We start from the raw sequence: 26,656 nt of genomic DNA, 5'->3' as shown, positions 1-26,656 counted from the left end.
GATGCAAGCCTGGGCTCGCGAGCTGGGATTTTCCCAAATTGGTGTGGCTGGTGTGGATTTGTCCTCGGCCGAACCGGGTTTGGAGCAATGGTTGGCGCAGGGATTCCATGGCGAGATGCACTACATGCAGACCCATGGCTTGAAACGAGCGCGTCCGGCCGAATTAGTTCCCGGCACCGTGAGCGTGATCACGGCCCGCATGGACTATCTTCCCCGCGACACGCCCGCAGGCTGGCAGGCGGTGGAATGGTCGCGCCTGCAGCGGCCGGGCGAAGGCATCGTCTCCGTCTATGCGCGCGGCCGTGACTACCACAAGGTGCTGCGCAACCGGCTGCAGAAGCTGGCCGACCGCATCGCGCAGGAAATCGGGCCGTTCGGCCACCGCGTCTTCACCGACTCGGCGCCGGTGCTGGAGGCCGAGCTGGCCAGCCGCAGCGGGCTGGGCTGGCGCGGCAAGCACACGCTGGTGCTGCACCGCGAGGCCGGTTCCATGTTCTTCCTGGGCGAGATCTATGTGGACGTGGCACTGGAGCCTACGGAGCCCGTGTCCGCGCACTGCGGCAGCTGCACCTCCTGCATGGATGCCTGCCCCACCGGCGCCATCGTGGCCGCGCACCGCGTGGATGCGCGCCGCTGCATTTCCTATCTGACCATCGAGCATCCCGGCGCCATTCCCGTCGAGCTGCGCCCGCTCATGGCCAACCGCATCTACGGCTGCGACGATTGCCAGCTGGCCTGTCCCTGGAACAAGTTTGCCGGGACCAGCACGCTGCCCGACTTCGATGCGCGAGCAGGCCTGGCCGGCACGCAGCTCGTGCATTTCTTTGCCTGGGACGAGGCCACCTTTCTGCGCCTGACCGAAGGCAGCCCGATACGGCGCATAGGCCATGCGCGCTGGTTGCGCAACGTGGCCGTGGCCCTGGGCAATGCGCTGCGCGCGAGCACCGATGCCGCCGAGCGCGCCGGCCTGCAGGCCGCGCTGGCCAGCCGTGCCGCGCACGACAGCGCAGTGGTGCGCGAGCATGTGGCCTGGGCTCTGGCCCAGGCGCCGCAGGCATAGAGAGTCGCTCAGGATCCGAGAAAGCCGGAAGTGCGCAGCTGGGTCTGCAGTCTGTCGGCAAACAGGGCATAGCCCTCTGCATTGGCGTGCACCTGGTCGGCGCGCAAGCTGGCCTGGCTGAGGACCTCGGACCATGCGTTCTCCAGCAGCGGCACCCGGGCCTCCTTGGCCACTTCCGCAAATAGCGGATGGTCCTTGAACCTGCCCGTGGCCGCTGTCATCAGGCTCATCTGTGGTACCGATACCAGCAGCACGGGCAATTGCCGAGCCTTGAGTGCGGCCAGCATGGCGCGCAGATTGTCGCGTGTTTCGCCAGAGTTTCGCTGCTGGAGAAAGTCATTGCCGCCGGCGCACAGGATCACGAGGGCGGGGCGATGCTCGTCGAGAAGGCCGGCCATGCGCGCACTGATCTGGGCCGAAGTTTCGCCAGGCACGCCGGCGTTGACGAGGCTCCAGCCGCTGTGCTGCTGCAACAGGCTAGGCCAGGATTTGTCTGGCGTGGTGCCGGTGCCGAAGGTCAGTGAATCGCCCAGGGCCAGCACCGTGGCGCCGGCTGCAATCACCGGGCCGCTGCCGCTACTCTTCTTGCCGCAGGCCGCAAGGCTCGTGGTCAGGCCCATCAGCAGACCAAGCGCGGCCCAGTCCTGGAGATGGCGCCGCCGCGTGGTGTTGGCTGCAAATATCGGCAAGATTCCCTCCTTTGTCATGGTTTCAAGCCAGTATAGGAAGAAGGGATGGTAGAGGCCGCCGTGCAAGCCCGGGGCCGAGAGCCGTATTGAATGGGTGCAAGTTCGGTATCTGCAGCAAAACTCGGGAAAACACTGACAAATTGTCACAGGTGAGGGCAGGCCAAGCTGGCGCACGGCTTTTAGTATCCCTAGTTCTTTTTACAGACCTCATGAGGAGACCCTTTATGAACCGTCGCCTATGGCTGGGCCTGACCATGGCTCTTGCAACCGCAGGTGTTTCGACTGCCGCGATGGCCGATGCCAGCTTTCCCAACAAGCCCATCAAGCTGCTGGTTCCCTTTGCCGCAGGCGGCACTACCGACATCATTGCGCGCGTCATCGCCGATCCGCTGGGCAAGGAACTCGGCCAGTCCGTGGTGGTGGACAACAAGGGCGGCGGCGGCGGCGTGATCGGTGCGCTGGAGACGGCCCGCCAGAAGCCCGATGGCTACAACCTGGGAATTGCCACGGTGTCTACCATGGCCACCAACCCCGCCATCAACCCCAAGACGGCCTATAACCCGCTGACCGATTTCACGCCCATCGTCAACATCGCGGCCACGCCCAATGTGATCGCCGTGAATCCCAAGTTCGCCGGCGCGGCCAGCTACAAGGCCTTCGAGGCCGAGCTCAAGGCCAATCCCGGCAGGTACTCCTACGGCTCCTCGGGCACGGGCGGCATCCAGCACATGCTGATGGAGCTGTACAAGAGCCTGACCGGCATCCAGATGACCCATGTGCCCTACCGCGGCGCGGGCCCGGCCCTCAATGACGCGGTGGCCGGCCAGATTCCGATGATCCTGGACAACCTGCCATCGGCCCTGCCCTTCATCAAGGACAAGCGCCTGAACGCCGTCGTCGTGGCCGCACCCCAGCGCCTGGCCGTGCTGCCCGATGTGCCCACCTTCAAGGAAGTGGGACTGGAGCCCGTGAACCGCATGGCCTTCTACGGCATCATCGGGCCCAAGGGCATGGACAAGGCCGTGGTGGACAAGATCAACGCCGCCGTGCGCAAGGTATTGCAGGATCCGGCGGTGAAAAAGCGCATCGAGGACACCGGCTCGCTGGTCGTGGCCAACACGCCCGAGCAGTTCGCCAAGGAACTCAAGGATGAGTTCGAAACCTACAAGCAGGTGGTGGCCAAGCAGAAGCTGACGCTGGACTGATTTGCGGCCTGCGCCATTGCGGAACCCGAAGTGCTGCGAAGGCAGTCCTTCGGGTTTTCTTTTTCTGGATCTGAAATTTGATAGCTGCCAGCGCTTGTGCCGCAAGGGCTTGATACTGTTTTTGCCAAGATGCTCCCTGCATCCGAAGGGCAGGGCGGCCAGGGGGGCGGTTCGACATCCTGAACGCGGCCCGGAGCGTGTAGGCTTGGCATATGCCGCAGACCGCCATGCCTTCTCCCGATGTCCCAGATGCCCGCGCCGAAGCCAGGCCGGCCGCGCCGGCCATGCGTCCCGACGACTGGCCGCAGCCGCTTCCCGAGAGCCTGGACGCCATCGACGCCTTCGTCGATGCGCTGCTGCTGGAGGATGGCCTGTCGCGCAACACGCTGGCCGCCTACCGGCGCGACATGGTGGCCTTCGCGCGCTGGCTGGCGCGCGAGCAGCCGCCGCTGGCGCTGGATGCGACGGCCGAAGTTCATTTGCAGGACTATTTCGCGGCCCGGGTGGACGACACCAAGGCCACATCGTCGAACCGGCGCCTGACCGTGCTGCGCCGCTACTACCGCTGGGCGCTGCGCGAAAAACGCGTGGCGGCCGATCCCACCGTGCGCCTGCTGGCGGCCCGCCAGGCGCCGCGCATGCCCAAGACGCTGACCCAGGCGCAGGTCGAAGCCCTGCTGCAGGCGCCCGATGCCGACACGCCGCTGGGCCTGCGCGACCGCGCCATGCTGGAGTTGATGTATGCGAGCGGCCTGCGCGTGAGCGAGCTGGTGGGCGTGCGCATGCATGAACTGGACCTGCGCTCGGGCGTGCTGCGCGTGACCGGCAAGGGGCGCAAGGAACGGCTGGTGCCGTTCGGGCAGGAAGCCCAGTGGTGGCTGGAGCGTTATCTGCGCGAGGCGCGGGCCCTGATCCTGAACGGCCAGCACAGCGATGCCGTGTTCGTGACCCAGCGCGGCGCGGGCATGAGCCGGGTCATGTTCTGGGTCATCGTCAAGAAATGCGCGCGGATGGCGGGCATCACCGCTCCGCTGTCGCCGCACACGCTGCGCCACGCGTTCGCCACGCATTTGCTCAACCACGGCGCGGACCTGCGCGTGGTGCAGATGCTGCTGGGCCATGCCGACATCTCGACCACCACCATCTACACCCATGTGGCGCGCGAGAGGCTCAAGGCCCTGCACGCCAGGCACCATCCCCGGGGCTGATCCCCGCAGCAGCGGCTCAGCCCTGGGGCTGCCGTTCGCTGATGTGGATGTAGTACAGGCCCCAGGCCGCCTTGGCAAAACGGCTCTTGAAGGGCGTGTCGGCCAGTTCGGCGATGGCCTGGGCGTCATAAATGCCCCATAGCGGCCCCAGGCCGCCCGTGAACAGCGGCTGGCCGTCCATCTGGGTGGCCACCAGAAAGCCCCAGCGCATGGCCTGGACCAGCGGCATCTGCACGCGGTAGCCGTCTATGGCCTGCATGGTGATCCAGTGGCCGTCGCGCATGGCCCTGGCGATGTCGATGCCGGCGGCCTGCAGCACGGTCTCCAGCCGGGGGCCGCCCAGTTCGTGCATGGCTTCGTCGTATTCGATGCGGATGCGCATCCTGTGCTCCTGCAGGCTGGCAATCGCGTCGAGGCTGCAGGACCAGGCCGCATCGAACCGGTTGCCATGCTGCACCAGCATGCGGTCCCGCGCGGCATCGAGTCCGCCGCGGTTGGGCTCGATGCCCTGGCCGCTGACGGTGAGCACCACGGGCTGCAGGCCGTTGAAGAAGCAGGTGCGCGTGGGCACGGGGGTAGCCTGTGCCAGGGGCGCCAGAGTGGCTGCGCCGGTGGCGGCGAACAGGGCGCGGCGTGAAATCGTTGGGCGATCGGTCATGGCGGTGCTTTGTTCTACGGATGCATGCAGTGTAGTGGCTTGTCTGCACGGCGCTTTCACCGTGGCCTTCTTCGGGGTGCGGCTGCCGCCGTTCCGTCTGGTGCAAGCGCCGATTGGATGATTGATTGCTTTGGCGTACTCAATCAGTCGAAATGCCTCATCGGAATGCAAGGGCTGGAGCTTGCTTGCGACGAAGCATTGCAGGGCCTGCCAGGGGTTTGGCGGATGGGCAAGAATGGCGGGATTGTTGTTGATAGGTTCATTGGTAATGACTGATTTTCTGCGCCGGCATTTGCTGGCCTGTGCTGCGGCGGCGCTGATGCCTGCCGTGATGACCGCGAACGTGCAGGCTGCCGACAAGGCGGACTGGCCTCAGCGCCCGATACGCATGGTGGTGTCCTACCCGGCGGGCGGCGTCAGCGATGTGGTGGCTCGCGCCCTGGGCGAGAAGCTCTCGGCCGCGCTGGGCCAGTCGGTGGTGGTGGAAAACAAGGCCGGCGCCGGCGGCGCCATCGGCCTGGACCAGGTGGCCAAGGCGGCTGCGGATGGTTATACGCTGGGCTTTTCCTCCATCAGCCCGCTGACGTTGAGCCCCCACCTGGGCAAGCCCCTGTTCGACCCGCACAAGGATCTGGTGCCCGTGGTCAGCGTGATGTATTCGCCCGTGCTGCTGCTGGGCACGGCCCGCACCCAGGCCGCAAGCTTTGCGGAGCTGATGGCCCAGGCCAAGGCCCATCCCGGAGAAGTGCGCTGGGCCACGGCCGGTCTGGCTTCCCTGGGCCACATCATGCTCGAGCAGATTGCCGACCAGGGCAAGGTCCAGATCACCCACATTCCCTACAAAGGTGGCGGCCAGCAGCTCAACGACGGCCTGAGCGCCCAGTTCGAGGTGCTGTCCACCAATGCCGGCCCGGCCGTGATCCAGCACATCAAGGCCGGCAAGCTCAAGGCGCTGGCCGTCGGCGCGCGCGCGCCTGGAATCGCTGCCCCATGTGCCCACCCTGGCCGAGCTCGGCTACAAGAGCGCCAACATGACCTCGGTGTTCGGCATCTTCGCGCCTGCCGGCACGCCGGCCGCCATCGTGGAGCGCCTCAATGCGGAGGTGAACAAGGCCCTGGCCCAGCCCGACATCCGCCAGCGCCTGCAAGCCACGGACAACGTGCCCACGGGCGGCAAGGGCGTGGATTTCGCGCGGCAGATCGAGGCCGAATCGCAGGCCAATGCGCGCATCATCCGCGCCGCGCACATTCAGCTCAACTGAGTGCGGCCGAATGTACAAGGGCTGGCAACCCGGTGGGCTGCCAGCCCTTGTGCTGTTTGCGTCACACGCTCCCGGATCCGATAAGCCAGCGCCATGACCCGGCCGGCCGGGAGTCAGGCCACGTCCAGCGCCAGGTTGTCGGCCCAGGCCAGGGCCTGCAGGTGGGCCCAGTTGACCTGGTGGTTGGACAGCTGCAGCGCATTGGCTGCGCGGGCAAAGCTTTCCTCGTCGCCGGACTCGCAGGCCCGGGTCAGTTCCAGGAACGGTGCGAAAACGCCGCTGTTGTGCACCAGCGCATCGATCACGGGCTGTGGCAGGGCGACGGAGGCCAGGGCTTTTTCCATGGGCTGGCCCAGCATCACGTCCAGCAGCGAGAACACGCCGACGACAAAGGCGTTGTCGCATTCCTCGGGGGGCAGCAGCTCCGAGGTCAGCAGCTCCATCAGGCGGCCGCGCACCACGGCGGTCTGGCCCACGGCCGGCGGCGAGCCGTCCGTGCGCGAGGTGGTCAGCAGCAGGGCGGCCCAGCGGAACAGCTTCTTGAGCCCCAGGATCATGACTGCGTGGCGGAAGGACGTGATCTCGCAGGACAGGCCGAAACCCGAGGAGTTGATGAAGCGCAGCAGGTTGAACGACAGCGTAGGGTCCTTCTTGAGCAGCTCCTCGATCTCGTCGGTGCTGGCCTGCTGGCGCACCAGGTTGATCAGCTGGATGATGGTGGCCTGCGTGGGGCGGATGGTGCGCGCCTCGACCAGCTGGGGCTGCGCGAACCAGAAGCCCTGGAACAGCTTGATGCCCAGGCTGCGCATGTGCTCGAACTGCTCGACCGTTTCCACCTTCTCGGCCACGATCTGGGCGTGCGTGTAGCTGCGGGCGAACTTGACCAGCACTTCGGCATCGGCCGGCGAGAGCCTGCGCATGTCCAGCTTGATGAAGGAGGCCATGGGCAGCCAGCTCGCATAGGCGCGGCGCAGCAGGTTCTGGTCGAAGGCCAGGCGAAAGCCGCGCTGGCGCAGCGCATTGAAGGTCGCCAGGCTGGCTTCGATGTCCAGCGCCGTGGCGCTCTCGCCCAGCGGCGGCACTTCCAGTACCACCTTGTCCGGATGGATGAGCTCCAGGTGGCCGCCGGTCAGGCTCTCGTGCGTGCAGTTGATGAAGACGGTCTTCTTGCCGACCAGGGCCTCCGTGCCGGCATAGGACAGTGCGTTGAACAGCAGGGCCGCATCGGTGGCCGCGGTATGGGCGTTGACGGCCGTGGAGCGGTCGAACAGCTCGTAGCCGTAGACATTGCGCGCCTCGTCCACGATGGCCTGGCGCGCGATGCGGGCCACGTTGGCTTCGTCTTTGCCGCTGGCGGGGAGGACTAGGGTTTCGTCAGGAGTGCCCATGGTGTCGCAAATGATGTGAGTGCAGCCCGGCCGCCACGGCCTAGAGGTCTGCGAGATGATCGGTCCAGGCCATGGCCTGCAGGTGCGCGCCGTTGATCCGCTCCAGGTCCAGCTGCAGCGCCTCGGCGCTGCGCTGGTACAGCAGGTTGTCGCGGCTCTCGCAGGCTTCGGCCAGGATGAGCAGCTCGCCCAGCGGCCCTTCGCGGTGCAGCACGGCGGCGGCCACGGCATCGGGCACGGGAATCAGCGCCATGGCGGTCGGCAGCGGCAGGCCCAGCATGTGGTCCAGCATGGAGAACATGCCGCAGACAAAGGCCTGGTCGGTGTCGATATGGCTGAGCGAATCCCGGGCCAGCAGCTCCATCAGGCGCCCGCGGATCACGGCGGTCTGGCCGATGGCAGGCGGCGGCCCGCCCTCGCGCGAGGCGGTCAGCAGCATGGCGGCCCAGCGGAACAGCTTCTTCATACCCAGCAGCAGCACCGCCTGCTTGAACGAGGTGATCTCGCGCTGCATGCCGAAGCTGGCCGAATTGATCAGGCGCAGCAGATTGAAGGCCAGGCCTGCGTCCTTCTTGAGCACTTCCTCGATCGCCTCGGTGCTGGCCTGCTCGCGCACCAGCGTGATGAGCTGGACGATGTTCTGCTGCGCGGGCGTCAGCAGCTTGGTCTGCATGACGGAGGGGCGTGCGAACCAGTAGCCCTGGAACAGCGCCACGCCCAGCCGCGAGGCCAGCTCGTGCTGCTGGGCGCTTTCCACCTTCTCGGCAATCAGCTCGGCATGGCTGTGGCGGCTGGCGAAGCGCACCATGACGGTGAGCTGGTCCGGCGCGAGCAGGGACAGGTCCAGCTTGATGTAGTCGGCCAGCGGCAGCCAGGCGGCATAGGCCGATTCCAGCACCGAGTGGTTGAAGGCCAGCGAGAAGCCGCGCTCGCGCAGCGACTGCAGGATCGGCAGGCGGGCATTGACTTCGCTGGCCGCAGTATGCCCGAGCGGCGGAACCTCGAGCACCACGCGCTCCGGCGGCAGCAGGTCCAGGTGCTCGCCCGACAGGCTTTCGTGCGTGCAGTTGACAAAGATCAGCTTGGTGCCGACCAGCTCCTCCTCGCCCGCATGCGACAGCGCGGTGAACACCAGCGTGACATCGGAGTCCGCCGTATGGCCGTAGGGTGCGCGCGCACGGTTGAACAGTTCATAGCCGACGACCTGATGCCTGTCGTTGACGATGGGCTGGCGCGCGATCATGCCCCTGCCCGCGGCGCTTGCCGTGGAGGAGGCGGTCCTGGAGGTCGAGCCAACCGAGATGGAATTCATGCAGTGTGTGAAGCCTCAAGCGCGGGCATCAGGAATGTGAGCTGTGTTTGATTGTAAGAATGAAGCGGGCATGCTGTCAGAAAAATGGTGTCGCCGGTTTGCCGGGATTGGCTGCCCGGCCTCAAGCCGCACGGCGCGGGCCTCAGACCTGCTGCAGCCAGGCCAGCTCGGCCTCGGTGAAACCGGCCGCGCGGCGGGCGCGCTCGTTGAACGGGGGCTTCAGGCGCGGCGCCTCGTAGCGGGCGGTCAGTTCTTGGTAGTGGGATTCAGGGTCCAGCCCGTTGCGCTCGCACAGCCAGCGGTACCAGTGGTTGCCGATGGCGACATGGCCCACTTCCTCGCGCAGGATGATGTCCAGGATGGCCACGGCGGCCAGCGCGTCCGGCGTGGCCACGTTGCGCAGCTTGTGCTGGATCTGCGGCGTGGCATCGAGCCCGCGTGCCTCCAGCGTGCGCGGCACCAGCGCCATGCGGGCCACGATGTCGCCCGCGGTCTTCTCGCACATGGTCCACAGCCCCTGGTGGGCAGGAAAGTCGCCATAGTCGTGACCCAGGTGCGTGCGCAGGTGGTCGCGCAGCAGCCTGAAGTGCTTGGCCTCCTCGGCCGCGACCTGCAGCCAGTCGTGGTAGTACTGCGCCGGCATGCCGCCAAAGCGCCAGACGGCGTCCAGCGCCAGGTTGATGGCGTTGAATTCGATATGCGCGATCGCATGCATGAGCACGGCACGGCCCTCGGGCGTGGCCGGCGAGCGGCGCGCCACCGCGGTATGGTGGCGCAGCTCGGGGCGCGCCGGGCGGCCGGGCAGCCCGGTTTCGGGAAGGGGGGGGCGAGGGTGCCTGCTCGGCGATGGAATAAAGGGCCTTGCGTGTATGCAGGTCGATGGCTGCAGCGGCTTTTTCCTCGGGATCGGAAAGGCACAAGACCTCTAGTGCGCGGTGACGTAGCTCCATCCCTACAATTGTAGGTTTGCTGACATAACCAGCCACGGCCGACGCGAATCGGGCGGCGGCAAGGCGTTTGCCCCGCGGCAATGCCTTGTGCCTTCCCGTGCGTGCCGGCTCTGGCAACAATCCACGGAGACCGAGCAGATGGCAATTTACGAACTCGATGGTGTGGCGCCGAAGATCGCCGAGTCCGCCTGGGTGGCCGACAGCGCCGAAGTGATGGGGCGGGTGACGCTGGGCGAGGATGCCAGCGTCTGGTTCGGCACCGTGGTGCGCGGCGATACCGAGAGCATCACCATCGGCGCGGGCAGCAACATCCAGGACGCCAGCGTGCTGCACGCGGATTTCGGAAAACCGCTGGTCGTGGGTTGCAATGTGACGGTGGGCCACCAAGTAATGCTGCATGGCTGCACGATCGGCGACGAGTCGCTGATCGGCATCGGTGCCGTGGTGCTCAATGGCGCCAGGATCGGCAGGAACTGCCTGGTGGGTGCGGGTGCGCTGGTGACCGAGGGCAAGGAGTTTCCCGACGGCTCCATGATCATCGGCAGCCCCGCCAAGGCGGTGCGCCAGCTGAGCCCCGAGCAGATCGAGGGCTTGCGCCAGAGCGCACGGCACTATATCGACAATGCGCGCCGCTTCAAGAGCGGCCTGCGCAAGCTGGGCTGAACCGACGTTCGGCCCGGTGCTTTACTGGAACCTTTTGCGTGTCTGAACTGCATAAATTCATTTTCGACGGCCTGCCGGTGCGCGGTGCCATTGTCCGCCTCACCGATGCCTGGCAGGAAATCCTGCAGCGCCGCGCCGGCAACAACGACACCGGCGCCTATCCGCAGGCCGTGCGTGCCCTGCTCGGGGAGATGACGGCTGCCGGCGTGCTCATGCAGTCCAACATCAAGTTCAACGGCGCGCTGGTCTTCCAGATCATGGGCGACGGCCCGGTCAAGCTGGCCGTGGCTGAAGTGCAGTCGGATCTGAGCCTGCGCGCCACGGCATCGCTGGTGGGCGAGGCGAACCGGCCTTTGCGCGGGCAGCTGGCTCCGCTGGCGGAGCTGGTCAATGCCCATGGCAGCGGCCGCTGCGCCGTCACGCTGGACCCCAAGGACCGCCAGCCCGGCCAGAGTCCCTATCAGGGCGTGGTACCGCTCAACGATGCCGCCGGCGGTCGCTTCGAGCGCCTGTCGGATGCGCTGCAGTTCTACATGATGCAGTCCGAGCAGCTGGACACGGTGATGGTGCTGGCCGCCAATGACCAGGTGGCTGCCGGCCTGATGGTGCAGCGCATGCCGGTGAAGGGCGAGGCCAATCTGGCCGCCGCGACGGAAAGCGGCGAGGCCGAGCAGGATGCGCTGGGCTTGAACGAGGAATACAACCGCATCGCCACGCTGGCCGCCAGCCTGACCCAGGATGAGCTGCTGACCCTGGATGTGGAAACCATTCTGCGGCGCCTGTTCTGGGAGGAGAAGCTGCTGCGCTTCGCGCCCCAGGCCGACGAGCAGGCCCCGCGCTTTGCCTGCACCTGCAGCCGCGACCGCGTGGCCTCCATGCTCACTTCGCTGGGCGAGGAAGAGGTGGAGTCCATCATCGCCGAGCGCGGCCAGATCGACGTGGGCTGCGATTTCTGCGGCCAGCAGTATCTGTTCGACGCCATCGATGCCGCGCAGCTGTTCACCGCCGCGGGCATCCAGCCGCCCAGCTCGTCTTCGGTGCAATAGGCGCCTGGCAAGTCCGTGGTGCAGTCCCGCAGCCCGGGCTGCGCCAGGCGAAGACACCTTCCTCAGGAGGACGGTGCGCAGCGCCCCAGGGAAAGGCCTTCAAACAGGCGGCGCTCGCAATCGGGGTCCGAGCATTGCTCGCATCCTGGGCGCCGCATGCGTGCGCTGGGCTTCCAGGGATTCTGGGCGGAAATCCAGCTCCAGTCAGCGTCTGCAGCGAGGGTCTTGAGAGAGTCCGCAAGCTGCTGCCATTGCGCGGCCGGCGAGCCGTAGAGCACCACATAGGGCCGGTTCTGCGCATGCAGCTGCTGGCGCCAGTCCGAGAACTGGCGTGCCAGCGCCTCGTCTGCAGTCGGATCCTTGCCCTGTTCCCGCCAGTCGCGGCCCAGAAGGTAGACCAGCGCTCCGGCCGGCCAGACCTGGTCCGGCTGCGGCGCCAGGCATTGCCAGTCCTGCAGGGTTGCCGGCGAACCATTTTCCTGCTCGCCATGCGCCTGGCGTGCCCGCATCAGTGCATGCGCCATGGAGCGGGCCAGGGCGGGGGGCGCTGACAGCAGGACGACGGGAGGAGGGCAGGCGCGCATCGGTTTCAACAAAAAAGCCAGCATACGCTGGCTGGGTGACAGGAGCACAGGCTGCGGACTGTCAGCGTTTGGTCACCTGGACGAAGATCTCGTTGGACTTGACCATGCCCAGCTCGCTGCGGGCCTTTTCCTCCACGGTCGACAGGCCGTCCTTGAGGTCGTTGACCTCGGAGGCCAGCCGGTCGTTCTCGGCCTTTTCCAGGGCGTTGGCGGCGTATTGGTCCTTGATCTGCTGCTGCAGTTCCTTGACGTAGGCCACGCTGCCATGGCCCAGCCAGAGCTGGGCATGGATGGCGGCCAGCAGGGCCAGCAAGACAACGGAAACGACGCGATTGACCATGGGAAAGGGCACTCAGAAAGTGGCGCGGTCCAAGTGAGGGACACCGAGCAAGGGCATGGGCCGGCCGCGCCGCCCCGCAGCGAGGGTGTCGTCCCCCTTCAAGGGGGAAGGCGCGAAGCGGCTCAGGGGGTGCTCCTTATCAGCGCAGGTTGTAGAAGGCCGCGCGGCCCGGGTACTCGGCCACGTCGCCCAGGTCTTCCTCGATGCGCAGCAGCTGGTTGTACTTGGCGATGCGGTCCGAACGGCTCATGGAGCCGGTCTTGATCTGGCCGGCGTTCAGGCCCACGGCGATGTCGGCGATGGTGCTGTCCTCGGTTTCGCCCGAACGGTGCGAGATCACGGCAGTGTAGCCGGCGCGCTTGGCCATCTCGATGGCGGCGAAGGTCTCGGTCAGCGTGCCGATCTGGTTGATCTTGATCAGGATCGAGTTGGCGATGCGCTTTTCGATGCCTTCCTTCAGGATCTTGGTGTTGGTCACGAACAGGTCGTCACCCACCAGCTGCACCTTGGAGGCCAGGCGCTCGGTCAGCACCTTCCAGCCATCCCAGTCGCCTTCGGCCATGCCGTCCTCGATGGAGATGATGGGGTACTTGTCGCACCAGCCGGCCAGCATGTCGGTCCACTGGGCGGCCGTCAGCGTCAGGTTGCCCTCGCCTTCCAGCACATACATGCCGTCCTTGTAGAACTCGGAGGCGGCGCAGTCCAGGCCCAGGGCGATCTGCTCGCCGGGTTTGTAGCCGGCCTTCTCGATGGCTTCGATGATCAGCTGGATGGCGGCTTCGTGGTTTTCCACGGAAGGCGCGAAACCGCCTTCGTCGCCCACGGCGGTGGACATGCCCTTGTGGTGGATGATGGCCTTCAGTGCATGGAACACCTCGGCACCCCAGCGCACGGCTTCGCGGAAGCTCGGCGCGCCCACGGGGATGATCATGAATTCCTGCAGGTCCAGCGTGTTGTTCGCGTGGGCGCCGCCGTTGATCACGTTCATCATGGGCACGGGCAGCTGCACGCCGCCCATGCCGCCGAAGTAGCGGTACAGCGGCAGGCCGGCTTCCTCGGCGGCGGCGCGGGCCACGGCCATGGACACGGCCAGCATGGCGTTGGCGCCCAGGCGGCTCTTGTTGTCGGTGCCGTCCAGGTCGATCAGGGTCTTGTCCAGGAAAGCCTGCTCGGAAGCATCCAGGCCCAGCACGGCTTCGGAGATTTCGGTGTTGATGTGCTCGACGGCCTTGAGCACGCCCTTGCCCAGGTAGCGGCTCTTGTCGCCGTCGCGCAGCTCGATGGCTTCGCGCGAACCGGTCGAGGCACCCGAGGGCACGGCGGCGCGGCCCATCACGCCCGACTCCAGCAGCACGTCGCATTCGACGGTGGGGTTGCCGCGGCTGTCCAGCACTTCGCGGCCTACGATGTCAACAATGGCACTCATTGCATTTCCTTTGAGGTTTCTGAAATCGGTACGTGCAGGCTGATTTCTACCGTGAAATCTCGCCTAAGCGCTTGTGCATCAAGCGCAAGCTGCTACTAAAACTGGTGAAGCTGGTTGCCTTCCGCCGGCTGCGCGCGCCATGCACGCGAACAGTATGAAAGAGGCAGTGGCGGCTATTGTGCACAAATTTGACAGGCCGCTTTAGCCTTGACGTGAGGCTGTAATCGAGTTTCATGTTTTGCGAAACAACGGTTACAGGCGCCCGGCGCAAAAAAGGCATGACGCCACGGTTGATCGTGTCTGCCATGCCTGCCTGCATTCTTTGTCTCAGACGCCTTCCACGCAGATCATGCGCATCAGGGCCGCACCTTCGCGCGCCTGGCGCGCCTTGCGGTACTCGGGCGTGTCGTAGAAGGCCTGGGCCGCCTCGAAGCTGGGAAACTTGAGCACGACCACGCGCTGCGGCGCGAAGTCGCCTTCGAGCACGGCCATCCGGCCGCCGCGCACGCAGACTTCGGCGCCATGCGCCTGCATGGCGGCGGTGCTCCATTTGCGGTACTCGTCGTATTGCTCGGGCCGGGTGATATCCACGTGGGCGATGATGTAGCCGCTGGCCATGTTCAGACTCCGAAGCTGTTTTCGAGGAAGCCGTTCTTCTTGGTGATGCCGTCCAGCGCCACCAGGGTTTCGAGCAGCGCCTTCATGTGCCTGAGCGGCACGGCGTTGGGGCCGTCCGAGAGGGCGTTGCAGGGATCGGGGTGGGTTTCCATGAACAGGCCCGCAACCCCCACGGCCACGGCCGCGCGCGAGAGCACGGGCACCATCTCGCGCATGCCGCCGCTGCTGGTGCCGTTGCCGCCGGGCAGCTGCACGCTGTGGGTGGCGTCGAACACCACGGGGGCGCCGGTCTCGCGCATGATGGCCAGCGAGCGCATGTCGCTGACCAGGTTGTTGTAGCCGAAGCTGGCGCCGCGCTCGCAAGCCATGAAGCTGTCCTCGGGCAGGCCGGCTTCCCTGGCGGCGGCGCGGGCCTTGTCGATGACGTTCTTCATGTCGTGCGGTGCGAGGAACTGGCCCTTCTTGATGTTCACGGGCTTGCCGGACTGGGCGCAGGCGCGGATGAAGTCGGTCTGGCGGCACAGGAAGGCCGGCGTCTGCAGCACGTCCACCACGGCGGCCACATGGGGCACTTCGGCCTCGGTGTGCACGTCGGTGAGCACGGGCACGCCGATTTCCTTTTTCACCTTGGCCAGGATCTCCAGGCCTTTTTCCATGCCCGGGCCGCGAAAGCTGGTGCCCGAGGAGCGGTTGGCCTTGTCGAAGCTGCTCTTGAAGATGAAGGGAATGCCCAGCGAAGAGGTGATTTCCTTGAGCTGGCCGGCCACATCCATCTGCAGCTGCTCGGACTCGACCACGCAGGGGCCGGCAATCAGGAAAAAGCGTTGGTCAAGGCCGATGTCGAAGCCGCAGAGTTTCATGGTGGGTTCCTCGGAAACTTGGAAATGGTAGCGGCCTGCGCTTGCTGCAAGCCGCTCTCAATGTAAAAGCGCTTGACAAGTGTGACTCATCAAGCGCAATCCGCTCTCTTTTTTATGCCTTCTTGGCGGCCTGGCGATGCTGCATCGCGGCCTTCACGAAGGCATTGAACAGCGGGTGGCCGTTCCAGGGCGTGGACTTGAACTCGGGATGGAACTGCACGCCGATGTACCAGGGGTGGACTTCCTTGGGCAGCTCGACGATTTCGGTCAGCTGCTCGCGCTGCGTCAGGGCCGAGATCACCAGGCCCGCTTCGCGCAGCTTGCCCAGGTACTGGGTATTGGCTTCGTAGCGGTGGCGGTGGCGCTCGGTCACCACGTCGCCGTAGATGCTGTGCGCCAGCGTGCCGGGCTGAACGTCCGAGGACTGGGCGCCCAGGCGCATGGTGCCGCCCAGGTCGGAGTTCTCGTCGCGGGTCTTGATCGTGCCGTCGGCGTCCTTCCACTCGGTGATCAGCGCGATCACGGGGTTGGGCGTCTTGGGGTCGAACTCGGTGGAGTTGGCCTGCTCGAGTCCGGCCACATGGCGCGCATATTCGATGGTGGCCACCTGCATGCCCAGGCAGATGCCCAGGTAGGGCACCTTGTTCTCGCGGGCGAACCGGGCCGTGGAGATCTTGCCCTCCACGCCGCGCGACCCGAAGCCGCCGGGCACCAGGATGGCGTCGTACTCCTTGAGCATCTGCTTGGCGTTGGCGTCGGTGATGGTCTCCGAGTCCACATGGGTGATCTTCACGCCGGTGTGGTTGCGCAGGCCGGCGTGCTTGAGCGCTTCGTTGACCGACTTGTAGGCGTCGGACAGCTCCACGTATTTGCCCACCATGGCGATCTTGACCTCGCCCTGCGGATGCTCGGTCTCGTAGACCAGGTCGTCCCAGCGCTTGAGGTTGGTGGGCGGCGTGTTCAGGCGCAGCTTGTCGCAGATCAGGCCGTCCAGGCCCTGCTCGTGCAGCATGCGCGGCACCTTGTAGATGGTGTCCACGTCCCACATGGAGATCACGCCCCATTCGGGCACGTTGGTGAACAGGGAGATCTTTTCCTTTTCCTCGCCGGGCACCTGGTGCTTGGCGCGGCACAGCAGCGCATCGGGCTGGATGCCGATCTCGCGCAGCTTCTGCACGGTGTGCTGGGTGGGCTTGGTCTTGAGCTCGCCGGCCGTCTCGATGAAGGGCAGGTAGGTCAGGTGCACGAAGGCCGAGTTGTTGGGGCCCAGCTTGAGCGCCAGCTGGCGCACGGCTTCGAGAAAGGGCAGGGATTCGATGTCGCCCACGGTGCCGCCGATCTCGCAGATGGCGACATCCACCTCATGCTCGGTGCCGATGCCGGCGCCGCGCTTGATGAACTCCTGGATTTCGTTGGTGACGTGGGGGATGACCTGCACGGTCTTGCCCAGGTAGTCGCCGCGGCGCTCCTTTTCCAGCACGGACTGGTAGATGCGGCCCGTGGTGAAGTTGTTGGTCTGGCGCATGCGCGTTTCGATGAAACGCTCGTAGTGGCCCAGGTCCAGATCCGTCTCGGCACCGTCGTCGGTCACGAACACCTCACCGTGCTGGAAGGGCGACATGGTGCCCGGGTCCACGTTGATGTAGGGGTCCAGTTTGATGAGGGTGACTTTGAGGCCGCGCGATTCCAGAATCGCTGCAAGGGAGGCTGAGGCGATTCCCTTGCCCAGGGAAGACACCACACCGCCGGTGACGAAGACGAACTTGGTCATGTCTTTTTTTGGTGGTGGTAAAACAGGATTATAGGTGCGCCGCCAATTTCGGCGTGGCACGCAGGGGTGCTAGCGGGCCGTTCAAAGCCTTTTCGCGCCGCAGCGGCGGCGGCGCGGGTCTGCTAAATTGCGCGCCATGACTGAAGTGTTCGCAGGCAAACATCTGGTGCTGGGTCTCTCCGGGGGCGTGGCTTGTTACAAATCGGCGCAGCTGTGCCGTTTGCTGGTGCAGGCCGGCGCCACCGTGCAGGTGGTGATGACCGAGGCGGCAGAGCAGTTCATGACTGCGGTCACCATGCAGGCGCTTTCAGGCCGCGCAGTCTACACCTCCCAGTGGGATGTGCGCGAACCCAACAACATGCCCCACATCAACCTGAGCCGCGAAGCCGACGCCATCCTGATCGCGCCGTGCAGCGCGGACTTCATCGCGCGCCTGGTGCAGGGCCGCTCGGACGAGCTGCTGAGCCTGCTGTGCCTGGCCCGCCCCATGGAGCGCGTACCCCTGCTGCTGGCGCCGGCCATGAACCGCGAGATGTGGGCCCACCCGGCCACGCAGCGCAATCTGTCGCGCGTGGCGCTGGACGGCGCCACCGTGCTGGGCGTGGGCAACGGCAGCCAGGCCTGCGGCGAGACCGGCGACGGCCGCATGCTGGAGCCCGAGGAGATCATGGAGGAACTGGCAGCCTTCTTCACGCCCAAGCGCCTGCAGGGCCATCATGTGCTGGTGACGGCCGGCCCGACCTTCGAGGCCATCGATCCGGTGCGCGGCATCACCAACCATTCCAGCGGCAAGATGGGCTTTGCGATTGCGCGCGCGGCGCGCGAGGCGGGGGCCGAGGTCACGCTGGTGGCCGGCCCCGTGCACCTGGCCACGCCGCGCGGCGTGGCGCGCGTCAATGTGCAGTCCGCCCGGCAGATGCTGGAGGCGGTGCAGGCGCGCGTCGGCGATGCCTCGGTGTTCGTCGCCACGGCGGCCGTCGCCGACTGGCGCCCGGCGGAATTTTCGGACCAGAAGATCAAGAAGGACGGCTCGGGCGACGTGCCGGCCCTGGCCTTTGTCGAGAACCCCGACATCCTGGCCGCGGTCGCCCAGTCCGAACGCGCGCGCAGCGGCCAGCTGTACTGCGTGGGCTTCGCGGCCGAAAGCCATGACCTGCTGCAGCACGCCAGCGCCAAGCGCAAGCGCAAGGGCGTGCCGCTGCTGGTGGGCAATATCGGGCCGGCCACCTTCGGCAAGGACGACAACGCCCTGCTGCTGATCGACGAGCACGGCAGCAAGGAGCTGCCCCATGCGTCCAAGGCCGTGCTGGCGCGCCAGCTGGTCGAGGACATTGCGCAGCGCCTCGCCGCCCGGGGGGCAGCGCGCAAGGAGGAGCGCCCGTGAACTCCTATGAAGGCCCGTGCAATGGCGACTATGTGGCCTATGTCGACAAGCTGCTGCGCGCCAGTCCCGAGTTCCGCCGCACGAGCCACAGCATTGCCAGTGCCGTGATGCAGGCCTCGGCCACGCCGGGCAGCCAGTCGGAATCCCCGCTGGCCCAGATGCGCGAGAAGCTGCAGCAGGCCCGCGAGGCCGCCCAGCTGCTGCAGCCGGCTCAGCCGGATCAGCCGGATCAGGCCCGTCGCGTGGGCGCTGCAGGAGCCGTCGCCAGCGCGGCGCGCGCCCGGCCCGCCGCGCAGGGCGCGGACCGCAACTCCGCCGCCCGCCTGTCCAAAGCCGAGGCCAGGCGCCGCTTTCAGGAAATCGAGCGTGAGATCGACAGCCGCAAGGCGCAGGCCGCCCCCCGGCGGCGTCCCTGGGTTTCGCCGTTCGTGCTGTTCATGGTCGTGGCGGGCGCGATGCTGACGCGGGTCTCGCCGGCCCTGGGCACAGCGGTGTCGCTGATGGCCTGGTTCTCGCTGCTGGGCAATCTGATCGCCAAGCTCCGGGGCAGATAAGCGATTCGGCTCCCGGCGGCAGGCACAATGGCGCCCTTTGCCTTTCCGCCCGCCCTGCGGGCCGTGGCGGGAAAGGCGTTTGCAGATCCGAGAGCGCGCCGCAGCGGCGGCGCGCCAGCAAAGGTTGTTATGAAAGTAGATGTCAAGATTCTGGATGCGCGCCTGCGCGAGAACATGCCCGCCTATGCCACGCCCGGCAGCGCCGGCCTGGACCTGCGTGCCTGCATCGACGCGCCCGTGGTGCTGGAGCCCGGCCAGTGGCAGCTGATCCCCACCGGCATGGCCATGCATCTGCAGGACCCCGGCTATGCCGCCATGATCCTGCCGCGCTCGGGCCTGGGCCACAAGCACGGCATCGTGCTGGGCAACCTGGTCGGGCTGATCGATTCGGACTACCAGGGCCAGCTCATGGTCAGCGCCTGGAACCGCTCGCAGACCGCCTTCACGCTGCAGCCCATGGACCGCCTGGCCCAGCTGGTCATCGTGCCCGTGGTGCAGGCCCGCTTCAATCTGGTCGAGGAATTCGCCGATGCCAGCGAGCGCGGCGAGGGTGGCTACGGCTCGACCGGCAAGCAGTAGGGGCCAGAGCCGCTGACCAAGGAAAGCGTCGGGCAGCCCATGCCGGGTTGCTATGCTTCAAGGAGCTTGCAGCGCCTGATAAACATAAGAAGCAAGCAAGTTTCTGAATGAATCCAAGGTGCAGCAAGCGCAAGCAGCTATGCTTTTGTTGAGTCCTGTCCTTGGATAGACGGCCTGGCTGGCGTATCCGCATGCGGCACGGCGGGCAGCTCCAGCCGCATGCGCAGGCCGCCCAGCGGGGCGGTGCGGGCCTCGATGCGGCCGCCATACGACTGCACCAGATCGCGCACGATATCCAGGCCCAGGCCCGTGCCCGGGCGCTTTTCGTCCAGACGCCGGCCGCGCTCGAAAATGCGCTCGCGCGCCTGCTGCTCTATGCCCGGGCCGTCGTCGTCCACGCACAGCACCACGCACTGGTCCTGGCCCTGCACCTGCAGCCGCACCGTGGAGCGCGCCCATTTGCCCGCGTTGTCGAGCAGATTGCCCAGCATCTCCATCAGATCCTGCACATCGCCGCGAAAGTCCCAGTCCTCGGGCCTCCCCTCGATCTCGAAGCGGATGCCGCGGCCCGCATGCAGCCGCGCCATGGTGCGCACCAGCGACTGCAGCGGCGGCTGCAGCGGCGTGCGCAGGCCGGCGGCCTGGGTGGCTGCGGCGCGCGCGCGCGCCAGATGGTGCTCCACCTGGCGGCTGGCGCTGGCCACCTGCTCGCGCACCAGCTCGGCCAGCGCAGAGTCCTGCTGCGCGGCGGCATTGGCCAGAATGGTCAGCGGCGTGTTGACCGCGTGGGCCAGGTTGCCGGCCTGGGTGCGCGCGCGCTGCACCATCTCGGCATTGGTCTGCAGCACATGGTTGAACTCCTGCACCAGCGGCATCAGCTCGCTCGGGTGCCGGCCCTGCAGCTCGGCGGCGTCGCCCTGGCGTATCGCCGCCAGCTGCCGGCGGATGGCCGCCAGCGGCGCCAGCGCCAGCTGCAGCTGGATGGCCACGGCCGCGATCAGCCCCAGCGCCAGCGTGCCCAGCGCCATGGCCAGCATGCGCGTGAAGCGCTGCAGCGGCTCGGCCAGCAGGCTGCCGTCGGCCGCGACCATGAGGCGCAGCGGCGGCGCGCCGGCCTCGGGCAGCTGCAGCTCGCGGGACACCACTTCCAGCCACCGGTCCGCCTTGCCGGGCTGGCCTTGCGCCATGGGCAGGCGCCCGTGGACGAGCGCTGCCGCGCCGCCTTGCGGCGCGAAGCGCGACCAGTCCAGCGTCTGGTCCCACAGCGAACGCGAGCGCTGCACGCCCGCATGCGCGGTGCCGCGGCCCGCGGCATCGAGCTGGTCGATCTGCCAGTACAGGCCCGACAACGGCTGCTGCAGGCGCTGGTCGCTGGGCGCGGGTTGGACGCCGATGCGCCCGTCGCCCTGCAGGTTGACGCCGGCGCTGAGCCGGTCCAGCTGCAGCACGAGCTGGCTGCGCAGCTGCTGGGCGATGTGCTCGGCAAACAGCGCGCGCAGGCCCCAGCCGGCCACGGCAATGGCCATCAGCACCCAGACCAGCGTGCCCACGAACAGGCGCAGGCGCAGCGAGCCGCGCCAGCCCGCCAGGCGCCAGGGCGCGAAGCCGGGGGCGCCGCTCATGCGCTCAGCGGCGTGCCGGCGGCCCCGGCTTGGCCGGCCCCGGCGGTGTCCACGAGCCGGTAGCCCAGGCCGCGCACGGTTGCGATGCTGCCGGGGGGCAGCTTCTTGCGCAGGCGGCCTACAAAGACTTCGATGGTGTTGGAGTCGCGGTCGCTGTCCTGCGGGTAGATGTGCTCGGACAGCTCGGTGCGCGAGACCACGGCGCCGGCGCGCTGCATGAGCAGGGCCAGCACCTTGAATTCATGGCTGGTGAGCGTGAGCGCCCGGCCGTCCACGGTGACGCGGGCCTGGCGCGAATCGAGCACGATGGGGCCGCACTGCCAGTGCGCACTGGCATGCGGGCTCAGGCGCCGCAGCAGCGCGCGCAGCCGCGCCAGCAGTTCCTCCATGTGGAAGGGCTTGGCCAGATAGTCGTCGGCCCCGGCGTCCATGCCGGCCACTTTCTCGTGCCAGGCCGCGCGGGCCGTGAGGATGAGCACCGGCATGGGCCGGCCCTGCTCGCGCCAGGCGCGCAGCACGGTCAGCCCGTCGCGCACGGGCAGGCCCAGGTCCAGCACGGCGGCGTCGAAGTCCTCGACTTCGCCCAGGTACTGGGCCGTGGCGCCGTCCGCGGCGGTTTCCACCGTGTGCCCTGCCTGCTGCAGGGCCTGCAGCAGCTGCCCGCGCAGCGTGGGTTCGTCCTCGACCAACAGGATTCGCATGCTTTCCTCCCTTCGCGGCTCAGTTCTTGCGCTTCATGCTGATCAGGCTGCCGTCGCGTGCATCGAGCTTGAGCTTGACCAGTTTGCCGTCGTTCTGCAGCAGGCGGATGTCGTAGACGAACAGGCCGTCGTCGCGCTCGAATTCCACCTTGATCACCTGGCCCCGGTATTGCTCCTCCACGCGGTCCATCACCGTGCGCAAAGGCAGTATCTTGCCTTGCTGCAGGGCCTGGCGGGCCAGTTCGTGGTCGTCGTTGCCGGCCTGGGCCGTCTGCAGCCAGGCGGACGGCAGCAGGGCGCAGGCCAGAGCGGCGGCCTGCACGAGCCGGCGGACACGGCGGGTGGGCGGGGCGAGGCGGGAAGGCGGGCAGGCAGTCATGGTTCAGGCTTATAGCGGAGCCAGGATGAACGCAGGCTGAACAGGCGCTTCAGGCGGCGTTCAGGCAGGTTTTCGAACAATGGCACCCATGCAGCCCGGCTTCCCGGCCTTTTTGGCATTGCGGCATTGGGGCTGTCTTTCACCCGCAACACGTCCCTGAAGGAGACCTATGGATTTCCAGACCTGCACCGCGCGCATCGATACCCATTGCGGCACCCTGGCGCAGCAGCTGCGCCGCGCGGTGCTGGCCACCGGCGCGGCGCTGATGCTCTTGGCCTCGGCCGCGGTCCAGGCCCAGGCGGCGCCTTCCCCGGCACAGAGCGGCGCAACCGGCGCGCCGGCCGGGGCCGCAGCCAGCACGCTGCCGGCCAGCGAGATCCGCGACCGCCTGGTGCATATCGGATACCGCGATCTGCAGGAGATCCGCTGGGCCGACGGCCTGTACAAGCTCAAGGCCACGAGCGCCGACGGCCGGGCGGTCAAGCTCTATGTGGACGCCCGCAGCGGCACGCTGGTGGATGTGCACACGCGCCGCTGAGTGCCGCCTGTGCAGGCAGGTGTTGCAGCGCGCCTTTTTGGTGAGCAAATGTGAGCGCTGTCGTCGCCTACGGCAGAGGCCGCGTTGATAGAGCATCATCGGGACAGGACCGCGGCCGGGTGCCGAAGAAGCCGGGAACAGCGGATTCCCGCGCATCTGCACCGGCGCAGCTGCCAGGGGCCTGTCCGCTACTTTCGACCACAGGAGATTTCTCGATGCAAGCCATTCAACGCTGGAGCCGTCTTGCCGCTGCAGGTGCCGTGGTGGCCATGCTCTCGGCATGTGTTGCCTATCCCCAGGGCCGCTATCCCGCCCAGGGCTACCAGACCAACACCTACCAGACAGGCAGCTATCAGACCGGCGGCTACCAGGCCAGCACCTACCCCGCCTATCCCGCGAACAACGGCGGCTACGGCTACCAGAACGGCAACTATGCCCAGCAGGGCCGCGTGCTCAACATCGAGACCGTGCGCGTGCAGGACTCCAGCGGCGTGGGTGCCGGCGGCGCCATTGCCGGCGGCGTGATCGGCGGCGTCCTGGGCAACCAGGTGGGCAAGGGCTCTGGCCGCACGCTGGCCACGATTGCCGGCGTGGTCGGCGGCGCACTGGCGGGCAATGCCGTGCAAAACGGCATGGGCGGCGGCAGCGTGCGCGACATCTACCGTGTGACCGTGCAGCTCAACGACGGCAGCGTGCGCGCCTTCGACTACCAGCAGCCGCCCCAGCTCAACATCGGCGAATACGTGCGCGTGGACGGCAACCAGATCTACCGCTGATCCACAGGGCCAGCGCGGCGCAGCAAAAAGGGACTCCGCCGGAGTCCCTTTTTCATGGGCGCGGTCCGGCCGCTCAGTGCAGCGTGTCGTTGCCCGGCGCCATGGGGGCGATGCGGAAAAAGCCCGTGCCCACGGTGCCGCGGCCGATCTCTTCCTCGGTGGCTTCGCGCACGCCTTCGATCTTCAGGTGCAGGCGCAGGGCGATGCCGGCCAACGGGTGGTTGCCGTCCAGCACCACATGCTCGGGGTAGATCTCGCTCACGGTATAGAGCAGGTCCGCCGGCACCTGGCTGCAGCCCTTGGGCAGGGCGCTGGCCTCGAAGGTCATGCCTTCCTCGATTTCCTTGGGGAAAAGTGCCAGCGGCTCGAGGAAGATCAGGTTCTCGTCGTAGTCGCCGAAAGCCTCTTCGGGCTCCAGGTGCAGGTCCAGCGTCTGGCCCGCGGTATGGCCCTGCAGCGCATCCTCCACGCGCTTGAGCAGGTCATCCCCGCCGACCAGGAATTCGACCGGTTCGTCGAGCACGTCCAGCTCTTCGCCCAGTGTGTCTTTCAGCGTCCAGGTCAGTGCGACCACGCATTGTTCGGTAACTTCCATGGTTGTTGCTTGTGCATTGGCGCCCGGGGCGCGATGGCCGCCATTGTCCCATGCGGGCCAAAGCCTTGCAGCGCCCCGCAGCAGCCTGCGCTGCGGGCGGGGCGCAGGCGCTGTTACACCGTGCAACCAGCATGCGGGAAGCCTTCACAAATGGACTCTTGCTCCCGCGCATACTGGCCCTATCTGCTCGGCAGAAAGGACAAGGACCATGACCTCTCAAGAACAGCAATTGCTGCACGATTTGTTCCAGCGCCTGGCACAGACCCAGGGCACTCCCAAGGACCCGCAGGCCGAGGCGGAAATCCGCAAGGGCCTGGCGGCCGTGCCCGACGCAGCCTACTGGCTGGCCCAGCGCACCTTGCTGCTGGAGCAGGGACTGCAGCAGGCGCAGCAGCAGATTGCCCAGCTGCAGCAGCAGGCGGCCCAGGCCGGCGCTGGCACGCAGCAAGGCGCCGGCAGCTTTCTTTCGGGGGGGCTGGGCACGCAGTTCGGCCGCACGCCTGAGCGAGGCTATGAGCAGGAATCCGAATATGCGGGCTACCGCGGCGCCCCGCCCCAGCAGCCTTCGGGCTGGCGCGAGCGCTGGTTTGGCGCCGCGCCCAGGGCTGCGGCTGCGCCCGCGCCGGCCTATGCGCCGGCCCCGGCCGCCTCGGCAGGCAGCAGTTTTCTGAGCAGCGCCGCCGCGTCGGCTGCCGGCGTGGCCGGCGGCATGTTCCTGTTCAACGGGCTGGAAAGCCTGCTGGGCGGCCACCGCGGAGCGGGCAGCGGGCTCTTCGGCGGCGGCAGCACGGGCCAGCCGGCCGTGCAGGAGAACATCACGCAGAACTTCTATGGCGACAGCGGCGGTTCCGACCAGCTGGCGCGCGATGCCGGCATCGACAGCATCTTCGACACCGCCAGCAGCAACAGCCTGGACGGCGGCGATTATTTCGACGACGACAGCTTTGCCTGAGCAAGGCGGCTCCGGCGGCCGTGCCTGATCGAAAAAGCCGCCTGAAAAGGCGGCTTTTTTTATGGAGCGCGGCGTCAGAACGGGTAATGGCGCGGTTCGGTCTGCAGGGTGATCCAGCGCGTGTCGGTGAAGGCGTCGATGCCGGCCTGGCCGCCGAAGTGGCCGTAGCCTGAGTTCTTCACGCCGCCGAACGGCATCTGCGCCTCGTCGTGCACCGTGGGGCCGTTGACATGGCAGATGCCGGCCTCGATGCGCGCGGCCACGCGCCAGCCGCGGGCCGTGTCGCGCGTATAGACGGCCGAGGACAGGCCGAACTCGTTGTCGTTGGCCATGGCAATGGCCTGGTCTTCGCCGCGCACGCGCACGATGGCCTTCACGGGCGCAAAGGTTTCCTCGCGGAAGATGCGCATCCCGGGCGTCACGCCGTCGATCAGCGTGGCGGGCATCAGCGTGTTGCTTGCCTTGCCGCCGCAGAGGATCCGGGCTCCTTGGCTCACAGCATCGTCGATGAGCGCGTTGACGCGGGTGACGGTGTTCATGTCCACTACCGAACCCAATACCACGGGGCCCTGGCGAGGATCCCCCAGGGGCAGGGTTTGGGCGCGGGCCACCAGCTTGGCGATGAATTCCTCGGCCACGGCCTCGTCCACGATGATGCGCTCGGTGGACATGCAGATCTGGCCCGAGTTGGCGAAGGCGCCGAAGGTGCAGCCGGCCACGGCCGCGTCGATGTCGGCGTCGTCCAGCACCAGGAACGGCGCCTTGCCGCCCAGCTCCAGGATGGCCGGCTTGAGGTATTTGGCGCAGGTCTGGCCGATGATGCGGCCCACGCGCGTGGAGCCCGTGAAGTTCACGCGGCGCACGGCAGGGTGGGCCACCATGGCCTCGACCACGGCGCCCGCATCCTCGGGCGCATTGGTCACGAAGTTCACCACGCCCGGCGGCAGGCCGCCTTCCTGCAGGGCCTCGATGATGAGGCCGTGGGTGGCGGGGCACAGCTCCGAGCCCTTGAGGATCACGGTGTTGCCGCAGGCCAGCGGCGTGGCGATGGCGCGCGTGGCCAGGATGACCGGGGCGTTCCAGGGCGCGATGCCCAGCACCACGCCGGCGGGCTGGCGCACGGCCATGGCCACGCTGCCGGGCACGTCCGAGGGAATGATCTGGCCGCTGATCTGTGTGGTCAGCGAAGCCGCTTCGAGGAACATGTTGGCGGCCAGGTGCACATTGAAGCCGGCCCAGATGCCCGAGGCGCCGGTCTCGGCGGCCATGGCGGCGGCAAAGGCCTCGGCCTTGGCCTCCAGCGCCTGTGCCGCCTTCATCAGCATCTGGCGGCGCTCCGTGGGCCCCAGCCTGGACCAGGCGGGAAACGCGGCCGCGGCCGCGTTGCAGGCGCGGACGGCGTCCTCGGTGGTGGCGGCAGGCGCGCGCGTGGCCACCGAGCCGTCGAGCGGGTTCTGGCGCTCGAAAGTGGCGCCGTTGCCGGCTTCGCATGCCGCTCCGGCAATCAGCATTTTCTGTTCAATCATTGCCATATCT

28 protein-coding genes and 2 pseudogenes are annotated in these 26,656 nt (G+C 67.1%); 13 read left to right on the top strand and 17 right to left on the bottom strand.

What is annotated here, in order from left to right; translation table 11 throughout:
- The first annotated feature begins 1 nt into the window (after window position 1).
- Window positions 2-1,060: a tRNA epoxyqueuosine(34) reductase QueG gene (gene queG, locus V8Z74_RS17605; RefSeq protein ID WP_349710383.1), complete on the top strand. Its 1,059-nt coding sequence runs from the start codon at window positions 2-4 to the stop codon at window positions 1,058-1,060.
- 8 nt (window positions 1,061-1,068) lie between these two features.
- Here queG and V8Z74_RS17600 read toward each other — a convergent pair whose 3' ends face one another.
- Window positions 1,069-1,749 (bottom strand): GDSL-type esterase/lipase family protein, encoded by a 681-nt coding sequence (locus V8Z74_RS17600; protein ID WP_245633285.1) that lies wholly within the window; start codon window positions 1,747-1,749, stop codon window positions 1,069-1,071.
- Between the two features lie 224 nt (window positions 1,750-1,973).
- Between V8Z74_RS17600 and V8Z74_RS17595 the strand changes: the two genes are divergently transcribed.
- Window positions 1,974-2,954 carry a tripartite tricarboxylate transporter substrate binding protein BugE gene (locus V8Z74_RS17595; RefSeq protein ID WP_066472285.1) on the top strand — a complete coding sequence of 327 codons (981 nt, stop codon included), beginning with the start codon at window positions 1,974-1,976 and terminating at the stop codon, window positions 2,952-2,954.
- Window positions 2,955-3,238: 284 nt separating this feature from the next.
- Complete coding sequence (gene xerD, locus V8Z74_RS17590; RefSeq protein ID WP_349710407.1) at window positions 3,239-4,162, top strand: site-specific tyrosine recombinase XerD; 924 nt, start codon at window positions 3,239-3,241, stop codon at window positions 4,160-4,162.
- Between the two features lie 16 nt (window positions 4,163-4,178).
- Here xerD and V8Z74_RS17585 read toward each other — a convergent pair whose 3' ends face one another.
- Window positions 4,179-4,820, bottom strand: a complete 642-nt coding sequence (locus V8Z74_RS17585) for a molybdopterin-dependent oxidoreductase (protein WP_349710382.1) — start codon at window positions 4,818-4,820, stop codon at window positions 4,179-4,181.
- Between the two features lie 117 nt (window positions 4,821-4,937).
- On the opposite strand from V8Z74_RS17585, the gene V8Z74_RS17580 reads away from it, so the two are divergent.
- Both V8Z74_RS17580 and V8Z74_RS17575 read left to right on the top strand, forming a co-directional pair.
- Window positions 4,938-5,096 (top strand): hypothetical protein, encoded by a 159-nt coding sequence (locus V8Z74_RS17580; protein ID WP_349710381.1) that lies wholly within the window; start codon window positions 4,938-4,940, stop codon window positions 5,094-5,096.
- Window positions 5,089-6,082 (top strand): annotated as a pseudogene (locus tag V8Z74_RS17575) (Bug family tripartite tricarboxylate transporter substrate binding protein). Before V8Z74_RS17580 ends, V8Z74_RS17575 begins: the two are co-directional and overlap by 8 nt.
- 113 nt (window positions 6,083-6,195) lie before the next feature.
- Here the strand turns inward: V8Z74_RS17575 and V8Z74_RS17570 are convergent.
- The 3 genes and pseudogenes from V8Z74_RS17570 to V8Z74_RS17560 form a co-directional block, all read right to left on the bottom strand.
- The gene (locus V8Z74_RS17570) at window positions 6,196-7,470 is read right to left on the bottom strand and encodes an EAL and HDOD domain-containing protein (protein ID WP_349710379.1); all 1,275 of its coding nucleotides are present in this window, start codon (window positions 7,468-7,470) and stop codon (window positions 6,196-6,198) included.
- A 40-nt stretch (window positions 7,471-7,510) separates the two neighbouring features.
- Window positions 7,511-8,713, bottom strand: a complete 1,203-nt coding sequence (locus V8Z74_RS17565) for an EAL and HDOD domain-containing protein (protein WP_245633306.1) — start codon at window positions 8,711-8,713, stop codon at window positions 7,511-7,513.
- Between the two features lie 211 nt (window positions 8,714-8,924).
- Window positions 8,925-9,732 (bottom strand): annotated as a pseudogene (locus tag V8Z74_RS17560) (ferritin-like domain-containing protein).
- A gap of 138 nt (window positions 9,733-9,870) precedes the next feature.
- Here V8Z74_RS17560 and V8Z74_RS17555 point away from each other — a divergent pair.
- Window positions 9,871-10,395: a gamma carbonic anhydrase family protein gene (locus tag V8Z74_RS17555; RefSeq protein ID WP_066472269.1), complete on the top strand. Its 525-nt coding sequence runs from the start codon at window positions 9,871-9,873 to the stop codon at window positions 10,393-10,395.
- A 38-nt stretch (window positions 10,396-10,433) separates the two neighbouring features.
- On the top strand, window positions 10,434-11,441 hold the full coding sequence (gene hslO, locus V8Z74_RS17550) for an Hsp33 family molecular chaperone HslO (protein WP_066472266.1): 1,008 nt from the start codon (window positions 10,434-10,436) through the stop codon (window positions 11,439-11,441).
- 62 nt (window positions 11,442-11,503) lie between these two features.
- On the opposite strand, the gene V8Z74_RS17545 is transcribed toward hslO, so the two are convergent.
- The 7 genes from V8Z74_RS17545 to pyrG form a co-directional block, all read right to left on the bottom strand.
- Complete coding sequence (locus tag V8Z74_RS17545) at window positions 11,504-11,965, bottom strand: hypothetical protein (RefSeq protein WP_349710378.1); 462 nt, start codon at window positions 11,963-11,965, stop codon at window positions 11,504-11,506.
- 121 nt (window positions 11,966-12,086) lie between these two features.
- On the bottom strand, window positions 12,087-12,365 hold the full coding sequence (gene ftsB / locus V8Z74_RS17540) for a cell division protein FtsB (RefSeq protein ID WP_066472263.1): 279 nt from the start codon (window positions 12,363-12,365) through the stop codon (window positions 12,087-12,089).
- Window positions 12,366-12,504: 139 nt separating this feature from the next.
- Window positions 12,505-13,791: a phosphopyruvate hydratase gene (eno, locus tag V8Z74_RS17535; protein WP_066472259.1), complete on the bottom strand. Its 1,287-nt coding sequence runs from the start codon at window positions 13,789-13,791 to the stop codon at window positions 12,505-12,507.
- A 46-nt stretch (window positions 13,792-13,837) separates the two neighbouring features.
- On the bottom strand, window positions 13,838-14,098 hold the full coding sequence (locus V8Z74_RS17530; RefSeq protein ID WP_349710377.1) for a hypothetical protein: 261 nt from the start codon (window positions 14,096-14,098) through the stop codon (window positions 13,838-13,840).
- 20 nt (window positions 14,099-14,118) lie between these two features.
- Window positions 14,119-14,409 carry a DUF1330 domain-containing protein gene (locus V8Z74_RS17525; RefSeq protein ID WP_066472255.1) on the bottom strand — a complete coding sequence of 97 codons (291 nt, stop codon included), beginning with the start codon at window positions 14,407-14,409 and terminating at the stop codon, window positions 14,119-14,121.
- A 2-nt stretch (window positions 14,410-14,411) separates the two neighbouring features.
- On the bottom strand, window positions 14,412-15,269 hold the full coding sequence (kdsA, locus tag V8Z74_RS17520; protein ID WP_349710376.1) for a 3-deoxy-8-phosphooctulonate synthase: 858 nt from the start codon (window positions 15,267-15,269) through the stop codon (window positions 14,412-14,414).
- 112 nt (window positions 15,270-15,381) lie between these two features.
- Window positions 15,382-17,040, bottom strand: coding sequence for a CTP synthase (gene pyrG / locus V8Z74_RS17515; protein ID WP_066472250.1), 1,659 nt, complete (start codon window positions 17,038-17,040; stop codon window positions 15,382-15,384).
- Between the two features lie 136 nt (window positions 17,041-17,176).
- Here pyrG and coaBC point away from each other — a divergent pair, with 136 nt between their 5' ends.
- The 3 genes from coaBC (at window position 17,177) to dut (ending at window position 19,557) form a co-directional block, all read left to right on the top strand.
- Window positions 17,177-18,424 carry a bifunctional phosphopantothenoylcysteine decarboxylase/phosphopantothenate--cysteine ligase CoaBC gene (gene coaBC, locus V8Z74_RS17510; protein WP_349710374.1) on the top strand — a complete coding sequence of 416 codons (1,248 nt, stop codon included), beginning with the start codon at window positions 17,177-17,179 and terminating at the stop codon, window positions 18,422-18,424.
- Window positions 18,421-18,978: a hypothetical protein gene (locus V8Z74_RS17505; protein ID WP_349710373.1), complete on the top strand. Its 558-nt coding sequence runs from the start codon at window positions 18,421-18,423 to the stop codon at window positions 18,976-18,978. The genes coaBC and V8Z74_RS17505 overlap by 4 nt, the downstream gene beginning before the upstream one ends.
- 129 nt (window positions 18,979-19,107) lie before the next feature.
- Window positions 19,108-19,557, top strand: a complete 450-nt coding sequence (gene dut / locus V8Z74_RS17500; protein ID WP_066472245.1) for a dUTP diphosphatase — start codon at window positions 19,108-19,110, stop codon at window positions 19,555-19,557.
- Between the two features lie 137 nt (window positions 19,558-19,694).
- Here dut and V8Z74_RS17495 read toward each other — a convergent pair whose 3' ends face one another.
- From V8Z74_RS17495 to V8Z74_RS17485, 3 genes are read right to left on the bottom strand one after another with little or no spacing between them, the layout of a single operon-like run.
- Window positions 19,695-21,179 (bottom strand): sensor histidine kinase, encoded by a 1,485-nt coding sequence (locus V8Z74_RS17495; protein ID WP_349710372.1) that lies wholly within the window; start codon window positions 21,177-21,179, stop codon window positions 19,695-19,697.
- Window positions 21,176-21,880: a response regulator transcription factor gene (locus tag V8Z74_RS17490; protein WP_349710371.1), complete on the bottom strand. Its 705-nt coding sequence runs from the start codon at window positions 21,878-21,880 to the stop codon at window positions 21,176-21,178. The genes V8Z74_RS17495 and V8Z74_RS17490 overlap by 4 nt, the downstream gene beginning before the upstream one ends.
- A gap of 19 nt (window positions 21,881-21,899) precedes the next feature.
- Window positions 21,900-22,259, bottom strand: coding sequence for a PepSY domain-containing protein (locus V8Z74_RS17485; RefSeq protein WP_349710370.1), 360 nt, complete (start codon window positions 22,257-22,259; stop codon window positions 21,900-21,902).
- Between the two features lie 169 nt (window positions 22,260-22,428).
- Between V8Z74_RS17485 and V8Z74_RS17480 the strand changes: the two genes are divergently transcribed.
- Window positions 22,429-22,797 (top strand): PepSY domain-containing protein, encoded by a 369-nt coding sequence (locus V8Z74_RS17480; RefSeq protein ID WP_349710369.1) that lies wholly within the window; start codon window positions 22,429-22,431, stop codon window positions 22,795-22,797.
- Window positions 22,798-23,012: 215 nt separating this feature from the next.
- A complete protein-coding gene (locus tag V8Z74_RS17475) occupies window positions 23,013-23,573 on the top strand; it encodes an outer membrane lipoprotein (protein WP_066472216.1) in 561 nt (186 codons plus the stop codon).
- Between the two features lie 73 nt (window positions 23,574-23,646).
- Here V8Z74_RS17475 and V8Z74_RS17470 read toward each other — a convergent pair whose 3' ends face one another.
- Complete coding sequence (locus tag V8Z74_RS17470) at window positions 23,647-24,168, bottom strand: FKBP-type peptidyl-prolyl cis-trans isomerase (RefSeq protein ID WP_066472214.1); 522 nt, start codon at window positions 24,166-24,168, stop codon at window positions 23,647-23,649.
- Window positions 24,169-24,376: 208 nt separating this feature from the next.
- On the opposite strand from V8Z74_RS17470, the gene V8Z74_RS17465 reads away from it, so the two are divergent.
- Window positions 24,377-25,120 (top strand): DUF2076 family protein, encoded by a 744-nt coding sequence (locus tag V8Z74_RS17465; RefSeq protein WP_349710368.1) that lies wholly within the window; start codon window positions 24,377-24,379, stop codon window positions 25,118-25,120.
- A 74-nt stretch (window positions 25,121-25,194) separates the two neighbouring features.
- Here V8Z74_RS17465 and V8Z74_RS17460 read toward each other — a convergent pair whose 3' ends face one another.
- Window positions 25,195-26,646 carry an aldehyde dehydrogenase gene (locus V8Z74_RS17460; protein WP_349710367.1) on the bottom strand — a complete coding sequence of 484 codons (1,452 nt, stop codon included), beginning with the start codon at window positions 26,644-26,646 and terminating at the stop codon, window positions 25,195-25,197.
- Window positions 26,647-26,656 lie beyond the last annotated feature (10 nt).

Source organism: Comamonas sp. w2-DMI (assembly GCF_040187735.1).
GTDB lineage: Bacteria > Pseudomonadota > Gammaproteobacteria > Burkholderiales > Burkholderiaceae_C > Comamonas > Comamonas terrae.
The sequence above is the reverse complement of the archived record's forward strand: the minus strand, read 5'-3'. Positions and strand labels throughout refer to the sequence as shown.

Coding starts and splice junctions, on each gene's coding strand:
- V8Z74_RS17555 (WP_066472269.1), top strand. CDS start 9,871: ATGGCAATTTACGAACTCGATGGTGTGGCGCCGAAGATCGCCGAGTCC.
- eno (WP_066472259.1), bottom strand. CDS start 13,791: ATGAGTGCCATTGTTGACATCGTAGGCCGCGAAGTGCTGGACAGCCGC.
- V8Z74_RS17490 (WP_349710371.1), bottom strand. CDS start 21,880: ATGCGAATCCTGTTGGTCGAGGACGAACCCACGCTGCGCGGGCAGCTG.
- V8Z74_RS17485 (WP_349710370.1), bottom strand. CDS start 22,259: ATGACTGCCTGCCCGCCTTCCCGCCTCGCCCCGCCCACCCGCCGTGTC.
- pyrG (WP_066472250.1), bottom strand. CDS start 17,040: ATGACCAAGTTCGTCTTCGTCACCGGCGGTGTGGTGTCTTCCCTGGGC.
- V8Z74_RS17475 (WP_066472216.1), top strand. CDS start 23,013: ATGCAAGCCATTCAACGCTGGAGCCGTCTTGCCGCTGCAGGTGCCGTG.
- kdsA (WP_349710376.1), bottom strand. CDS start 15,269: ATGAAACTCTGCGGCTTCGACATCGGCCTTGACCAACGCTTTTTCCTG.
- V8Z74_RS17495 (WP_349710372.1), bottom strand. CDS start 21,179: ATGAGCGGCGCCCCCGGCTTCGCGCCCTGGCGCCTGGCGGGCTGGCGC.
- V8Z74_RS17580 (WP_349710381.1), top strand. CDS start 4,938: ATGATTGATTGCTTTGGCGTACTCAATCAGTCGAAATGCCTCATCGGA.
- V8Z74_RS17530 (WP_349710377.1), bottom strand. CDS start 14,098: ATGGCAGACACGATCAACCGTGGCGTCATGCCTTTTTTGCGCCGGGCG.
- queG (WP_349710383.1), top strand. CDS start 2: ATGCAAGCCTGGGCTCGCGAGCTGGGATTTTCCCAAATTGGTGTGGCT.
- V8Z74_RS17465 (WP_349710368.1), top strand. CDS start 24,377: ATGACCTCTCAAGAACAGCAATTGCTGCACGATTTGTTCCAGCGCCTG.
- V8Z74_RS17585 (WP_349710382.1), bottom strand. CDS start 4,820: ATGACCGATCGCCCAACGATTTCACGCCGCGCCCTGTTCGCCGCCACC.
- ftsB (WP_066472263.1), bottom strand. CDS start 12,365: ATGGTCAATCGCGTCGTTTCCGTTGTCTTGCTGGCCCTGCTGGCCGCC.
- V8Z74_RS17545 (WP_349710378.1), bottom strand. CDS start 11,965: ATGGCGCATGCACTGATGCGGGCACGCCAGGCGCATGGCGAGCAGGAA.
- V8Z74_RS17565 (WP_245633306.1), bottom strand. CDS start 8,713: ATGATCGCGCGCCAGCCCATCGTCAACGACAGGCATCAGGTCGTCGGC.
- coaBC (WP_349710374.1), top strand. CDS start 17,177: ATGACTGAAGTGTTCGCAGGCAAACATCTGGTGCTGGGTCTCTCCGGG.
- V8Z74_RS17570 (WP_349710379.1), bottom strand. CDS start 7,470: ATGGGCACTCCTGACGAAACCCTAGTCCTCCCCGCCAGCGGCAAAGAC.
- V8Z74_RS17460 (WP_349710367.1), bottom strand. CDS start 26,646: ATGATTGAACAGAAAATGCTGATTGCCGGAGCGGCATGCGAAGCCGGC.
- V8Z74_RS17480 (WP_349710369.1), top strand. CDS start 22,429: ATGGATTTCCAGACCTGCACCGCGCGCATCGATACCCATTGCGGCACC.
- xerD (WP_349710407.1), top strand. CDS start 3,239: ATGCGTCCCGACGACTGGCCGCAGCCGCTTCCCGAGAGCCTGGACGCC.
- V8Z74_RS17525 (WP_066472255.1), bottom strand. CDS start 14,409: ATGGCCAGCGGCTACATCATCGCCCACGTGGATATCACCCGGCCCGAG.
- V8Z74_RS17595 (WP_066472285.1), top strand. CDS start 1,974: ATGAACCGTCGCCTATGGCTGGGCCTGACCATGGCTCTTGCAACCGCA.
- dut (WP_066472245.1), top strand. CDS start 19,108: ATGAAAGTAGATGTCAAGATTCTGGATGCGCGCCTGCGCGAGAACATG.
- V8Z74_RS17470 (WP_066472214.1), bottom strand. CDS start 24,168: ATGGAAGTTACCGAACAATGCGTGGTCGCACTGACCTGGACGCTGAAA.